Source organism: Pseudomonas sp. 9_2_1, assembly GCF_059295275.1.
This window is the reverse complement of record NZ_CM181239.1, coordinates 2,537,568-2,550,572: the sequence shown is the minus strand read 5'-3', so window position 1 is coordinate 2,550,572 and position 13,005 is coordinate 2,537,568. Positions and strand designations below refer to the sequence as shown.

Genomic DNA, 13,005 nt, shown 5'->3' with positions numbered 1-13,005 from the left:
GCCGCTTTGCGGCCCATCGCAGGCAAGCCAGCTCCTACACCGATTGCACATTTCCCATGGCTTGCGCTGTACCTGTAGGAGCTGGCTTGCCTGCGATGGGCTGCAAAGCAGCCCCTGTCACAGCACCAACAATCTATCAGTCGCTAACGCCTACAACCCGCCCCGCCTTCTCGGCAGCCTTGCCGCGAGTCGCCAGGCAGTAATACAGCGGCACCGTCACCAGCAAGCCGAACAGCCACGACAGGTCAGCGCCTTCGACAATGTTCGAATACGGCCCCACATACAGCGAGGTATTGGCAAACGGCAACTGCACCAGGATGCCGCAGGCGTAGGCAATGATCGCGTGGTGGTTGAAGCGGCCGTAGATGCCGCCATCGGCACTGAAGATCGAGGCGATGTCGTACTGGCCCTTCTTGATCAGGTAGAAGTCGATCAGGTTGATCGAAGCCCAAGGCACCAGCACCAGCAGCAGCGCCAGGATCAGGCCGATGAACTGGCCGATGAAGCCCGCCGAAGCATTCAGGGCCACCAGCCCACAACCCACCAGAATCACCGAAGCCAGGATCACCCGCACCTTGATGCTCGGCGTCCACTCGGCGACGAAGGTCTGGATCGCGGTGACGATCGACAGCACCGCACCGTACAAGTTGAGGGCGTTGTGGCTGATGATGTTGAGCAGGAACAACACCATCAGGATAGGCCCCAGCCAGCCGGTCGCCTGCTTCACCGCATCCATCGCGTCGGTGCCTTCCGGCACGCACAGCACCGCCACCGCCCCAAAGCTGAAGCACAGGATGGTGCCCAGGGTGGCGCCGAAGTAGGTCGCCCAGAACGGCTTGGCAATGCCCACTTCCCGCGGCAGGTAGCGCGAGTAGTCAGAGGTGTACGGCGAGAAGCTGATCTGCCAGATCACCCCCAGCGACACCGTGGCGATGAAGCCCGACAGGTTGAACGCGCCGCGGTTGAAGAAGTCGGCCGGCAAGTCCTGGACAAACATCATGATGAAGCCGGCCAGCAACGCCGAGCCCATCACCCAGGTGCCGATGCGGTTGAGGATATGGATGAAGCGGTAGCCAACCACGCCAATGGCAGTGGCGCTCAGGGCACCGATCACGATCGCCCCTGGCATCGGCACGCTGGGTGCAATGCCGTGGATGGTCTTGCCTGCCAGGACAATGTTGGAGATGAAGAAGCCGACATAGATCAGCGCGGTGAAGAACACGATCAGCAAGGCGCCATAGCGGCCGAACTGGCCCCGGCTCTGCACCATCTGCGGAATGCCCAGCTGCGGTCCCTGCGCAGAGGCCAGGGCGATGACCACGCCCCCGACAAGATGACCCAGCACGATGGCGATCAGCCCCCACAGCAGGTTCAGGTGGAACACCTGGACCACCATGGCGCCGGTGACGATAGGCAGTGGCGCAATGTTGGTACTGAACCAGAGGGTGAACAGATCGCGCGCCTTCCCATGGCGCTCGGCAGGTGGAACGTAATCGACCGTGTGATTCTCGACAAACTGGTTTTGCGATGACGATTGGGACATAGGATTCAGCTCGAAAGGTCGTTTTTATCGTTGTAAGGAAACCGCGTCTAGGCGGCCTCTCAGCTGCGGACCATATTATGGTATTCCAAGCTTTTGACAACACTGATCCGCATGAAAAAATGGCCACTGATCCGCTTGCGCCTGCCGTGCGACAAACCGCCTCACCGCTACAGGCCACGTTATACGTGGCTTGTAGCCATTCATCGTGAAAAACAGCGAGTGAAAATTCCGCTTGCAAAATAGGTATTACGGTATACCATCAGACACATCAACGATAAAAACCGCGGACCACCGCAGCCTTTTAGAGGTACACCAGATGATCGACGCAACCGTCTACAAGAACGTCCTGGGCTCCTTTCCGTCCGGCGTAACCGTCATCACCACCCTGGACGACGACGGCTCGGTCGTCGGCCTGACCGCCAGCGCCTTCTCCTCCCTGTCGATGGACCCGCCGCTGGTGCTGTTCTGCCCCAACTACACTTCCGATTCCTACCCGGTACTGATCAAGCAAAAGCGTTTTGCCATTCACCTGTTGTCCGGTGAGCAGCAAGCCGAAGCTTATGCGTTCGCCAAGAAGGGCAAGGACAAGGCCAGCGGTATCGAGTGGACCCTGAGCGAGCTGGGAAACCCGATCCTGGCCGGTGCCACCGCCGTCATCGAATGCGAATTGTGGCGTGAATATGAAGGTGGCGACCACGCCATCATGGTCGGCAAGGTGCACAACCTGATCGTTCCTGAAGCAGCACCGCGGCCGATGGTGTACTGCCGCGGCAAGATGGCCAGCCTGCCGGCCTTTGCCTGAAGCCTATTCTGAATCGAGACAACTGGCGCCTGCCCTGCCCGGTGCCAGCCACTTTCAAGCGTTGAGGAAAGCCACATGAAATTTTCGTTGTTCGTACACATGGAACGTTGGGATGAACAGGTCAGCCACCGCCAGCTGTTCGAAGACCTGACCGAACTGACCCTGATGGCCGAAGACGGCGGTTTCAGCACCGTGTGGATCGGCGAACACCACGCCATGGAATACACCATTTCGCCGAGCCCGATGCCGCTGCTGGCCTACCTGGCCGCGCGCACCGAGAAGATTCGTCTGGGCGCCGGCACCATCATCGCACCGTTCTGGAACCCGATTCGCGTGGCAGGCGAGTGCGCCCTGCTCGACGTGATCAGCAACGGTCGCATGGAAGTGGGCCTGGCCCGCGGCGCTTACCAGTTCGAGTTCGACCGCATGGCCAACGGCATGCCGGCCACCGACGGCGGCAAGGCGCTGCGCGAGATGGTGCCGGTGGTGCGCAAGCTGTGGGAAGGCGACTATGCCCATGACGGCGAAGTCTACAAGTTCCCGACCTCCACCAGCGTGCCCAAGCCATTCAACGCTACGCCGCCGATGTGGATCGCCGCGCGCGACCCAGACTCGCACAACTTTGCCGTGGCCAATGGCTGCAACGTGATGGTCACCCCCTTGATGAAGGGTGACGAAGAAGTGCTGGACCTGAAGAACAAGTTCCAGGCAGCACTGGACAACAACCCCGACGTGCCGCGCCCGCAATTGATGGTGTTGCGCCACACCCACGTGCACAGCCCGGCCGACCCCGAAGGCTGGAAGGTCGGCGCCCAGGCCATCTCGCGCTTCTACCGCACCTTCGACGCCTGGTTCGGCAACAAGACGGTGCCGGTCAACGGCTTCCTTGAGCCAAGCCCGGAATCGAAGTTTGCCGAAGTGCCGGCGTTCCAGCTGGAGAACATCCGCAAAAACACCATGATCGGTACGCCGGAAGAGATCATCGCGCGCATCAAGTACTACCAGGAGCTCGGCGTCGACGAGTTCAGCTTCTGGTGCGACAACAGTCTGCCTCACGCCGAGAAGAAGAAGTCGCTGGAGCTGTTCATCAAGGAAGTGGTACCGGCGTTCGCCTGAATTCCCATTGCCTGAATTGTTGCGGGACGCAGCCCGCTCCCGTGGGCCCTTGTGGCCCGCGTGAGCGGGCTTTTTTTCGAGTGGTGCCCGCGAAGAGGCCAGTACAGACGGCACGGAAATCAAGGCATCAGCCCACCTTTCGTCCCCCGGCAAGAGAAATTTCCAGACACCTCTTGCACAACAAATATTATGGTATACCATCAGACAACAAGAGCTGATAACCCTCACCAGGAGCCACCCATGAGTTTCGAAATCCGCAAGATCGTCACCTACTCCGAAGAGACCCGCATCGAAGGCGGCAAGGCCACCGACAAGCCGGTGACCATGGTCGGCCTGGCCGTGGTGATCAAGAACCCATGGGCCGGTCGCGGTTTCGTTGAAGACCTGAAGCCGGAAATTCGCGCCAACTGCTCCGAGCTGGGCGCGCTGATGGTCGAACGCCTGACCGCCGCCATCGGCGGTGCCGACAAGATCGAAGCCTACGGTAAAGCCGCTGTGGTCGGCGCCGATGGCGAGATCGAGCACGCTTCGGCGGTGATCCACACCCTGCGCTTCGGCAACCATTACCGCGAAGCGGTACAGGCCAAGAGCTACCTGAGCTTCACCAACAAGCGCGGCGGCCCAGGCACTTCGATCCAGATCCCGATGATGCAGAAGGACGACGAAGGCCTGCGCTCGCACTACATCACCCTGGAAATGCAGATCGAAGACGCCCCGCGTGCCGACGAAATCGTCGTGGTCCTGGGCGCAGCCGACGGCGGCCGCCTGCACCCGCGTATCGGCAACCGCTACATCGACCTGGAAGAACTGGCTGCCGAAAAAGCCAACGCTCAATAACAACAACCAAGACGGGCCGGGGCGTGGCGTGCTTACCCGCCGCGCCCGACCTTCAAGGAGCGCCCTCCATGATTCAGCCTGTCGCTGAACGCACACCTGCCGGCACCAGCTACCTTGCCGTCGGCCAGGGCCAGCCCGTGGTACTGATCCACGGCGTGGGCCTGAACAAGGAAATGTGGGGCGGTCAGATCGTTGGCCTGGCCAACGACTACCGCGTCATCGCCTATGACATGCTCGGCCACGGCCAAAGTGCCCTGCCGGCTGCCGACACCAACCTGGAAGGCTATGCCGCCCAGCTTGCCGAACTGCTCGACCACCTGCAGATCCCACAGGCCACCGTGATCGGCTTTTCCATGGGTGGCCTGGTTGCCCGGGCCTTCGCCCTCAATTACCCGCAGCGCCTGGCTGCGCTGGTGGTGCTCAATAGCGTGTTCAACCGCACCCCCGAGCAGAGTGCCGGCGTTATCGCCCGCGCCGCCCAGGCCGCGGAGCTGGGCCCGGACGCGAACGTCGATGCCGCCCTCGACCGCTGGTTCAGCCGTGAATACAAGGCTGCCAACCCGGCGCAGGTCGCTGCCATTCGCCAGGTGCTGGCGAGCAACGACCCGCAGGGCTACCACACCACTTACTCGCTGTTTGCCACCCAGGACATGTACCGCGCCAGCGACCTGGGCAGCATCCAGGTGCCCACGCTGATCGCCACCGGCGAACTCGACTCGGGCTCCACCCCGGCCATGACCCGCCAGCTTGCCGCCAGCATCCCTGGCGCACACAGCGTGGTGCTGGCCGAGCAACGGCATATGATGCCGGTGGAAGCACCGCGTGAAGTCAACAAGATGCTGCTGGACTTCCTCGCCCAAGCCCGCACCCTTACCGAATCCGCCAAGGGGATAGTTGCATGACCCTCGTTCGTTTCCAGATGTGCATCGACGGCCAATGGCGCGATGCGCAAAGCGGCAAGACCTTCGACAGCCTTAACCCGGCCACCGCCCAGGCCTGGGCGCAACTGCCCGACGCCGACGAAGCCGATGTCGAACTGGCCGTGCAGGCCGCCCAGCGTGCCTTTGACAGCAAGGCATGGCGCAGCATTACCGCCACCGCGCGTGGCAAGCTGCTACGGCGCCTGGGTGATCTGATTACCGAAAACAAGGAGCACCTGGCCCAGCTGGAAAGCCGTGACAACGGCAAGCTGATCCGCGAAACCCGCGGCCAGGTCGGCTACCTGCCCGAATTCTTCCACTACACCGCAGGCCTGGCCGACAAGCTCGAAGGTGGCACCTTGCCGCTGGACAAGCCCGACCTGTTTGCCTACACCGTGCACGAGCCGATTGGCGTGGTCGCCGGCATCATTCCGTGGAACAGCCCGCTGTACCTCACCGCGATCAAGCTGGCCCCGGCCCTGGCTGCGGGCAACACCATCGTGCTGAAACCGTCCGAGCACGCCTCGGCAACCATCCTCGAGCTGGCCCGCCTGGCCCTCGAAGCCGGCTTCCCGCCGGGTGTGGTCAACGTGGTCACCGGCTACGGCCCAAGCACCGGGGCAGCCCTTACCCGCCACCCGCTGGTGCGCAAGATCGCCTTCACCGGCGGCGCCGCCACTGCCCGCCACGTGGTGCGCAGCAGCGCCGAGAACTTCGCCAAGCTGTCGCTGGAGCTGGGTGGCAAGTCGCCGAACATCATCTTCGCCGACGCCGACCTGGACAGCGCCATCAACGGCGCAGTGGCCGGTATCTATGCCGCTTCCGGGCAAAGCTGCGTGGCCGGCTCGCGGCTGCTGGTGCAGGACGAGATCTTCGACGAGTTCGTCGAGCGTTTGATCGCCCGCGCCAAGCGCATCCGCATCGGCAACCCGCAGGACGACGCCAGCGAAATGGGTCCGATGGCCACCGCGCAGCAGTTGGCCGTGGTCGAAGGCCTGGTCGCTGCGGCCAAGGCCGAAGGCGCCAAGCTGCACATGGGCGGCAAGCGTGCCGAGGTCGAGGGTGAAGGCTGGTTCTACGAGCCGACGCTGTTCGAGTGCGACAGCAACTCGATGACCATCATGCAGGAAGAAGTATTCGGCCCGGTGGCAGCGGTGATCCGCTTCAAGACCGAGGAAGAAGCCCTGGCGATGGCCAACGACTCGCAGTTCGGCCTGGCGGCCGGTATCTGGACCCGCGACCTGGGCCGTGCCCATCGCCTGGCCCGTGACGTGCGCTCGGGGATCATCTGGGTCAACACCTACCGCGCCGTGTCGGCCATGGCACCGATCGGTGGTTTCAAGAACAGCGGCTACGGCCGTGAGAGCGGCATCGATTCGGTGCTGGCCTATACCGAGCTGAAGACCGTGTGGATCAACCTGTCCACCGCGCCGATGCCCGACCCGTTTGTGATGCGCTAAGAGGTAGCACGAGATGATCGAACCCGGCATCTACAAAGACGTGATGGGCTCGTTCCCGTCCGGCGTCACGGTTGTCACCACCCTGGACGCCGACGGCGGCATCGTCGGCATCACCGCCAGCGCGTTCAGCGCGCTGTCGATCGAGCCGGCGCTGGTGCTGTTCTGCCCCAACTACGCCTCCGACACCTACCCGATCCTGCGGGACAGCAAGCGTTTTGCGATTCACCTGCTGTCCGCCGACCAGACCGCCGAAGCCTACGCCTTCGCCGGCAAGGGCAAGGACAAGGCCAAAGGTGTCGAGTGGCACTTGAGCGAGCTGGGTAATCCCCTGCTGGCCAACGCCACGGCGATCATCGAGTGCGAACTGTGGCGCGAGTACGACGGCGGTGACCACGCGATCATCGTCGGCGCGGTGCAGAATCTGGTGCTGCCGGCCGAACCGGTGACCCCGATGGTCTACCACAAAGGCAAACTGGGCGCCCTGCCGCCACTTGGCTGACAGACCTCACTGGCCCCTTCGCGGGTGAACCCGCTCCCACAGGGACCGCACAGATGCCGAAACCTGTGCAATACCTGTGGGGGCGGGTTTACCCGCGAAGAATCCAACACCGATCTTCCTGCTTTGCAGGGGTCGCGCTATCGTCTCACCCTCGGTTGCGGCCCCTTTTTATTCCGGAGTACTGCCCATGAGCAACGAGAAGTACGAAAAAGGCCTGCAGATCCGCACCCAGGTGCTGGGCGAGGACTACGTCAACCGGTCGATCCAGAACGCTGACGACTTCACCAAACCGTTGCAGGAACTGGTCACCGAATACTGCTGGGGCCACGTCTGGGGCCGCGAAGGCTTGTCGCTCAAAGAGCGCAGCATGATAAACTTGGCCATGATTTCCGCGCTCAACCGGCCCCACGAGCTCAAGCTGCACATTCGCGGCGCCTTGCGTAATGGCCTGAGCCGTGAACAGATTCGCGAGATCCTGCTCCAGGTCGGCATTTATTGCGGCGTGCCCGCGGCGGTGGACAGTTTCCGCCTGGCCCGCGAAGCGTTCGCTGAAGCCGATGCGGAGTCAACCCGTTAACACCGGGCTGTTCGAACCCACGCAAGGAGCACCCCAGGTTCGTGGTGCTGTTGCGGTTGCGGCCGGGCAGCCTCTTTAAGAGCGCACTTGATGAAACGCCAGCCACTCGACGACAGCTTCAAGGTCAACCGCAACCCCGTTACCCTGCGCGAAATCGTGCTCGACAAGCTGCGCGCCGCGATCATGAACTTCCACTTGCTGCCAGGCGACCGCCTGGTCGAGCGCGACCTCTGCGACCGCCTCGGCGTCAGCCGTACTTCGGTGCGGGAGGCCCTGCGTCACCTGGAGTCCGAAGGCCTGGTGGAGTTCGCCGATGCCAAGGGCCCGCGCGTGGCCATCATCACCCTGGAAGACGCCCGCGATATCTACGAGCTGCGCTGCGTGCTCGAAGGCCTGATCGTGCAGTTGTTCACCCTCAACGCCAAGGCCAAGGACATCCGTGCCCTGGAGCGCGCGCTGGAGGTCAATCGCGAAGCGCTGGAGGAAGGCGAGCTGCAACAGGTGCTGGATTCGGTGCAGGGTTTCTACGATGTGCTGCTGGAAGGCTCCGGCAACCAGGTGGCGGCGCAGCAGCTGCGCCAGTTGCAGGCGCGCATCAGCTACCTGCGGGCCACGTCGGTATCGCAGGAAAACCGCCGCGGCGCCAGCAACCGCGAAATGGAAAAGATCGTCGAGGCGATCAAGGGTGGCGACCCGCTGGTGGCCCACCAGGCCTCGGTCGACCACGTCCGCGCCGCCGCCAAGGTGGCCCTGGACTACCTGCGCCAGAAACAGGACGACAACGCCAAGGTGCGCGACATGGTCGAGCCCCTGGCCCTCAAGGAACCCCGCATAGAACCCCGTATAGGTCGCTGATCATGCCCAACGCCCCGCGCTACTGCCCGCACTGCACCACAGAACTGGCCCGGGGCGTTCCCACAGGCGACACCCACGAACGCCTGCTCTGCAATGGCTGCGGCTACGTCCACTACATCAACCCGAAAATGATCGCCGGCTGCATCATCGAGCGCGATGGCAAGTACCTGCTGTGCCAGCGCGCGATCCCGCCGCGCCCCGGCACCTGGACCTTGCCGGCAGGGTTCATGGAAGCCGGCGAAACCACCGAACAGGCAGCGCTGCGCGAAGTCTGGGAAGAAACCGGGGTACGCGCCGAAATCGTCTCGCCGTATTCGATCTTCAGCGTGCCGAAGATCAGCGAGGTGTACATCATCTTCCGCGCCATTGCTACCGAAGAGACCGGCCAGTACGGGCCGGAGACGCTGGCGTACAAGTTCTTCGAGGCCGACGAAATTCCGTGGGACGAGATCTACTACCCGGCCATCCGGCAGATTCTCGAGCGCTACATCCTTGAGCGACAAGCCGGGGTCTACGGGATCTACATGGGCAACGACGACACCGGCAAAGTGCACTTCATTCGCTGAGCATGGAACGCTCAGTCCGCCGCCCGGCCAGCAACCGCGCCACGCTCTGCGCCAGCTCTGCCCGCCGGTAGGGCTTGCGCAATACCTCGAACCCCTTCAGCTCACGCGGCGACAGGTTGGCATACCCGGTGATGATCAGCACGGGCAAGTCTGCCTGGCGCTCGCGCATCTGCTGGGCAAATCGCACACCGGTCATCTCGGCCATGACATGGTCGGTGACCAGTACGTCCGGCATCCAGCCCTGCTCTACCAGCCGCAATGCCTGCGCCGCGCTGGCAGCTTCGGTCACCTCATAACCCAGGTCACGCAACTGCAGCGCGGTGGCATGGCGCACGATGTTTTCATCGTCCACCAGCAATATCCGGCTCGGCCGCTCGGCCAGCGGCACCTCCTGGGCATCGGCAGCACGGCACGCCGCCACTTCATCGCTGGCCGGCAGCCACAGAGTGGCCTGGGTGCCCTGGCCGGGTGTCGAGCGGATGTCAAAGCCGCCACCCGACTGCAACGCCAGGCCCTGCACCATCGGCAGACCAAGGCCGGTGCCTTTGCCCACGCCCTTGGTCGAGAAGAACGGCTCGATGCAGCGGCGCAACTGCTCCTGGTCCATGCCGCAGCCGTCATCACTCACCTGGATCCACACCAGGCGCCCAGCCGCCACGCCTGCGGGACGCGGTGGCCCCTGGGCCTCCAGGCCCGCGACGATACGCAGGCCGCCACCTTCGCCCAAGGCATCACGACCATTGACGACCAAATTGAGCAACGCCAGCTCCAACTGATGCGGGTCGACAATCACCGCCGGCAATGCCGGGTCGATCTGCAGCTGCACGGCGATGGTCGGCCCCAGCGAACGGGCCATCAGCTCGCGCATGTCCTCCACCAGTGCCGACAATGCCACCGCCTGGGGCTTGAGGGTTTGCCGGCGGGCAAAGCTCAGCAGGCGCCCGACCAGGTTGCGCGCGCGCTCGGCCGCCTGCAGGCCACCGTCGATCAAGCGCGGTGCGCGCTCTGAATGCGGATGCCGGCGCAACAGCTCGAACGAGCCGATGATCGGGGTGAGCATATTATTGAGGTCGTGGGCGATACCCCCGGTGAGTTGCCCGATCATTTCCATCTTGTGCGCTTCGTGCAGCTGCAGCATGACAGCCTCGCGCTGGGCCAGCGCAGTCGCCACTCGTTCTTCAAGGCTTTCATTGAGCAAGTGCAAGGCCCGCTCGGCACGCGCGTGGGTGATGGCTGCCCAGACCTGCTTGGCGGTTTCCTCGACCAGTTGGCAATCGTCTTCGAAACACTGGCGCGGGCTATGGAAATACAAGCCCAGCATCGCCTCCAGGCGCCCTGCCCTGAGAATGGGTACGTGCAGGCTCAAGTGCAGGCCCGGTAATCGGGCGGGCGAGTCTTCATAGGCTTGCTGCACCGTCTGCCCTGCAGTCAACTGGGCGTGCAACGAAGCACCGAAGTCCTGGTATCGATGCTGGCCAACAAGCGATGGCACGCCATCGGCCCAGTCCTGGCTCACCTTGAAGCAGACCCCATCGCCCTGGTCCTCGCCAAAGCACACCCGCGCCGCGCCCAGCTCCTTGGCCAGGCGTTGCACGGCACAGGCCTCGATGCGCTCGGCCGAGCCCAACCCTGGCAAGGTCCGGCCCAGCTGCAGCAGAAACGCCTGGCGCTGCTGGAAACGCACGCGCTCGGTGGTGTCGGTGACCAGGCACAACACGCCGCCGACACTGCCATCGGCCTCCCGCACGGCCGAATAGGAAACATCGAAGTAGACCGTTTCACCAAGCCCACGCCGCTCGATATAGAACGGGCGATCCTTGGCTGCGAACGTCTGGCCGGTCTCCCGCACGCCGCGCAGCAACGGCTCCAGGTCGTCCCACAGTTCACGCCAATGCTCCTGCGCCGGTCGGCCAAGCGCCTGCGGGTGCTTGGTGCCGATGGTGGGGGCGTAGGCATCGTTGTACAACGCCACATAGGCGGCGCCCCAGAACAGCACGAATTGCGCCTGGGCCGGCAGCAGCGTGGTCATCACGGCCTGCAGGTGCGGCGACCAGGTTTCTGGTGGGCCCAGCGGTGATTCGGTCCAGTCCATCGTCTGCAGAAGGCTGCCGATGGCACCGCCGTTCAGCAGAAAGCCGAGCGCCGGGTTCACAGGGGTTGTCGATTGCTGAAGCGATCTCATGTCTGGGTAGTCCCGGGCATATTGCCATCCATCTCTGGATAGGAGAGCTGCAATCAACAGTTCGTTCCGCGGTTTTTCTGGGCAAGATCAACAGCACCATTTAGCTGGCATGGGTGCGGACCATAAGGCAGGCCAGCGACAGCCCGAGCGCACTCATCCCATTTGCCCAGCGATCAGCCCCAGGGCCACGCTGATCATCGCCACCCCCGACACCCGCCCGACCAGCTTCGCCGCCCCAGGCCGCGTGCTCAGCAAGGCTTTGGCGCCGTAACCGACCAGCGAATAGATCACCAGCGAGCTGCACAGATGCACCAGCCCCAGCAGCAATATCTGCAATGGCACCGGCCAGCTCGACTGCGGGTCGGTGAACTGCGGCAACAAAGCCAGGAACAGCAGGAACACTTTCGGGTTCAGGCCACTGACGCAGAACCCTTTCAACGCCCAGCGCGAGCCAGACTCCCCCGCCCCGGCCCGCCCGGCTTCGGGCAAGGCCGGGCTCAGCAGCAGGTTGCCGCCCAGCCACAGCAGGTAAGCGCACCCGGCCAGCGTCAGCAGGGTCAGCGCCAGCGGGTGGCCGGCCAGTAAACTCCCCACCCCGGCAGCGACCACCAAAGTGGCGAGGAAATGCCCCGACAACATGCCCGCCACCGCAGGCATCACCCAGCGCCCGCGCATGCCCGCCGAAATGGCGTAGGCCCAGTCCGCACCCGGGGTAATCACGAACAGCATCGACACAGCCCAGAACGCCGTCAGAACACTGATAGCCACTTGTATCTTCCTTTTCCACTGCTTGGGGATATCGAAAGATTACGGATTCCACTGGAGGATTATCTTTCGTATATTTCCCCCGAGCGCCTAATGACTGGAAGAATCTTCTCAATGGACCGGACTGATCGAAAAATCCTTGCCGAGCTGCAAAAAGACGGTCGGCTCTCGGTGACGGAGCTGGCCGACCGCGTGGGGCTCAGCCTGTCGCCGTGCCATCGGCGCCTCCGGGCGCTGGAAGACTCCGGCGCGATTCTGGGCTATCACGCCCGCCTCGCGCCCAGCGCGCTGGGGCTGAATTTTGCCGCCCTGGTGTTCGTGACCCTGCGCGAGGTGACCCGCCAGCCGGTAGCGGACTTTGAAGCGGCACTGGCCGAGATCCCACAGATTGTCGAAGCGCAGCGGCTGTTTGGCGACCCGGACTACCTGTTGCATGTGGTGGCCAGGGATTTGCCCGCCTTCCAGAAGCTGTATGACGAACACCTGACCAGCATTCCCAATGTGAAGCGCTTGAGCTCGACCCTGGTAATGAAAGAGGTCATCCAGGATCGGTTATTACCTATGTAAGCGTCCGTCACCAGGCGGCTACAACTGATACATCGACTGCCCCATAAACGCACACATGCACCACGCCGGATCATCCGTTCCGGCTTGCCATCCGCCTGATCCCTCTATTTCAGGCCCTCGCGCCAAATGGCACCCTCCTTGCTACCGTCACCCGCTTAAGCTTTTGTCAGCCTTAGGTTTTTTAACGTTTGTGGGCACATATTTACTAATTTCCCGTTATCCCGGCGCCCCGCATCATCGCTCCAACAAGAACGCGTCGCCCTTCGCCGGCACGCCCCCGGGCAGTTCCCGATGCCCTACCTTGCCTTGGAGTCAG

The 13,005-nt window shown here is 63.1% G+C and carries 13 protein-coding genes; 10 read left to right on the top strand and 3 right to left on the bottom strand.

The window, feature by feature from the left end; translation table 11 throughout:
- Positions 1 to 136: 136 nt before the first annotated feature.
- Entirely contained in the window at positions 137 to 1,543 is a 1,407-nt protein-coding gene (locus tag AC5O5I_RS11450; RefSeq protein WP_494512598.1) for a purine-cytosine permease family protein, read from the bottom strand.
- 316 nt (positions 1,544 to 1,859) lie between these two features.
- Here AC5O5I_RS11450 and AC5O5I_RS11445 point away from each other — a divergent pair, with 316 nt between their 5' ends.
- The 9 genes from AC5O5I_RS11445 (at position 1,860) to AC5O5I_RS11405 (ending at position 9,175) form a co-directional block, all read left to right on the top strand.
- The gene (locus AC5O5I_RS11445) at positions 1,860 to 2,345 is read left to right on the top strand and encodes a flavin reductase family protein (RefSeq protein WP_172230222.1); all 486 of its coding nucleotides are present in this window, start codon (positions 1,860 to 1,862) and stop codon (positions 2,343 to 2,345) included.
- Between the two features lie 75 nt (positions 2,346 to 2,420).
- Complete coding sequence (locus tag AC5O5I_RS11440; protein WP_494512597.1) at positions 2,421 to 3,461, top strand: LLM class flavin-dependent oxidoreductase; 1,041 nt, start codon at positions 2,421 to 2,423, stop codon at positions 3,459 to 3,461.
- Positions 3,462 to 3,701: 240 nt separating this feature from the next.
- Positions 3,702 to 4,298 (top strand): amino acid synthesis family protein, encoded by a 597-nt coding sequence (locus AC5O5I_RS11435; RefSeq protein WP_003256068.1) that lies wholly within the window; start codon positions 3,702 to 3,704, stop codon positions 4,296 to 4,298.
- Positions 4,299 to 4,366: 68 nt separating this feature from the next.
- Positions 4,367 to 5,200: an alpha/beta fold hydrolase gene (locus tag AC5O5I_RS11430; RefSeq protein ID WP_172285276.1), complete on the top strand. Its 834-nt coding sequence runs from the start codon at positions 4,367 to 4,369 to the stop codon at positions 5,198 to 5,200.
- Positions 5,197 to 6,678, top strand: a complete 1,482-nt coding sequence (locus AC5O5I_RS11425) for an aldehyde dehydrogenase (protein ID WP_172285275.1) — start codon at positions 5,197 to 5,199, stop codon at positions 6,676 to 6,678. Before AC5O5I_RS11430 ends, AC5O5I_RS11425 begins: the two co-directional genes overlap by 4 nt.
- 13 nt (positions 6,679 to 6,691) lie before the next feature.
- A complete protein-coding gene (locus AC5O5I_RS11420) occupies positions 6,692 to 7,177 on the top strand; it encodes a flavin reductase family protein (RefSeq protein WP_172226353.1) in 486 nt (161 codons plus the stop codon).
- A 187-nt stretch (positions 7,178 to 7,364) separates the two neighbouring features.
- Positions 7,365 to 7,754: a carboxymuconolactone decarboxylase family protein gene (locus AC5O5I_RS11415; protein ID WP_008100863.1), complete on the top strand. Its 390-nt coding sequence runs from the start codon at positions 7,365 to 7,367 to the stop codon at positions 7,752 to 7,754.
- Positions 7,755 to 7,844: 90 nt separating this feature from the next.
- Positions 7,845 to 8,609 (top strand): GntR family transcriptional regulator, encoded by a 765-nt coding sequence (locus AC5O5I_RS11410; RefSeq protein ID WP_172226350.1) that lies wholly within the window; start codon positions 7,845 to 7,847, stop codon positions 8,607 to 8,609.
- Between the two features lie 2 nt (positions 8,610 to 8,611).
- Complete coding sequence (locus AC5O5I_RS11405; RefSeq protein ID WP_172226347.1) at positions 8,612 to 9,175, top strand: NUDIX hydrolase; 564 nt, start codon at positions 8,612 to 8,614, stop codon at positions 9,173 to 9,175.
- Here AC5O5I_RS11405 and AC5O5I_RS11400 read toward each other — a convergent pair.
- Entirely contained in the window at positions 9,165 to 11,357 is a 2,193-nt protein-coding gene (locus AC5O5I_RS11400; RefSeq protein WP_494512596.1) for a response regulator, read from the bottom strand. The two genes, AC5O5I_RS11405 and AC5O5I_RS11400, sit on opposite strands and share 11 nt — an antisense overlap.
- Positions 11,358 to 11,510: 153 nt before the next feature.
- Positions 11,511 to 12,125, bottom strand: coding sequence for a LysE family translocator (locus AC5O5I_RS11395; RefSeq protein ID WP_494512595.1), 615 nt, complete (start codon positions 12,123 to 12,125; stop codon positions 11,511 to 11,513).
- A gap of 111 nt (positions 12,126 to 12,236) precedes the next feature.
- On the opposite strand from AC5O5I_RS11395, the gene AC5O5I_RS11390 reads away from it, so the two are divergent.
- The gene (locus AC5O5I_RS11390) at positions 12,237 to 12,689 is read left to right on the top strand and encodes an Lrp/AsnC family transcriptional regulator (protein ID WP_172226338.1); all 453 of its coding nucleotides are present in this window, start codon (positions 12,237 to 12,239) and stop codon (positions 12,687 to 12,689) included.
- Positions 12,690 to 13,005 lie beyond the last annotated feature (316 nt).

Bases quoted from the DNA above. Each gene is read 5' to 3' on its own strand.
- AC5O5I_RS11450 (WP_494512598.1), bottom strand. From the start codon at position 1,543: ATGTCCCAATCGTCATCGCAAAACCAGTTTGTCGAGAATCACACGGTC.
- AC5O5I_RS11445 (WP_172230222.1), top strand. From the start codon at position 1,860: ATGATCGACGCAACCGTCTACAAGAACGTCCTGGGCTCCTTTCCGTCC.
- AC5O5I_RS11440 (WP_494512597.1), top strand. From the start codon at position 2,421: ATGAAATTTTCGTTGTTCGTACACATGGAACGTTGGGATGAACAGGTC.
- AC5O5I_RS11435 (WP_003256068.1), top strand. From the start codon at position 3,702: ATGAGTTTCGAAATCCGCAAGATCGTCACCTACTCCGAAGAGACCCGC.
- AC5O5I_RS11430 (WP_172285276.1), top strand. From the start codon at position 4,367: ATGATTCAGCCTGTCGCTGAACGCACACCTGCCGGCACCAGCTACCTT.
- AC5O5I_RS11425 (WP_172285275.1), top strand. From the start codon at position 5,197: ATGACCCTCGTTCGTTTCCAGATGTGCATCGACGGCCAATGGCGCGAT.
- AC5O5I_RS11420 (WP_172226353.1), top strand. From the start codon at position 6,692: ATGATCGAACCCGGCATCTACAAAGACGTGATGGGCTCGTTCCCGTCC.
- AC5O5I_RS11415 (WP_008100863.1), top strand. From the start codon at position 7,365: ATGAGCAACGAGAAGTACGAAAAAGGCCTGCAGATCCGCACCCAGGTG.
- AC5O5I_RS11410 (WP_172226350.1), top strand. From the start codon at position 7,845: ATGAAACGCCAGCCACTCGACGACAGCTTCAAGGTCAACCGCAACCCC.
- AC5O5I_RS11405 (WP_172226347.1), top strand. From the start codon at position 8,612: ATGCCCAACGCCCCGCGCTACTGCCCGCACTGCACCACAGAACTGGCC.
- AC5O5I_RS11400 (WP_494512596.1), bottom strand. From the start codon at position 11,357: ATGAGATCGCTTCAGCAATCGACAACCCCTGTGAACCCGGCGCTCGGC.
- AC5O5I_RS11390 (WP_172226338.1), top strand. From the start codon at position 12,237: ATGGACCGGACTGATCGAAAAATCCTTGCCGAGCTGCAAAAAGACGGT.